Genomic DNA, 274 nt, shown 5'->3' on the forward strand with positions numbered 1-274 from the left:
GGTCCCAGGCCGTGCCCTTGAATTTCTTCAGGGTCTTGTGCAGCTCCGGCTTGGAGATGTTGAGCACGCGGATCTTGAGCTGCTCGTCGGTCTCGGTGTTGTTCACCAGGTAGTGCAGGCCGCGCCAGGCGCTTTCCAGCTTCTGGAATTCCGGGTGATGGATCACCTGGTTGACCTGGGCGGTGAGCTTGGCGTCGATGGCGGCGATGATCGACTCGATCGACTTGATGGCGTCGTTGGACACCAGGTCGGTCTGCGCCAGGGCCTGTTCGGC

At 61.7% G+C, this 274-nt stretch carries 1 protein-coding gene; it reads right to left on the reverse strand.

The genetic code is table 11. The annotated features are described in order from the left end of the window. Positions 1 to 274: type VI secretion system contractile sheath domain-containing protein (locus SB725_RS31140; protein WP_410923256.1), on the reverse strand; the 274-nt coding region annotated here is incomplete at both ends.

Source organism: Pseudomonas sp. SIMBA_041 (genome assembly GCF_046535095.1).
GTDB classification, from domain to species: domain Bacteria; phylum Pseudomonadota; class Gammaproteobacteria; order Pseudomonadales; family Pseudomonadaceae; genus Aquipseudomonas; species Aquipseudomonas mucoides.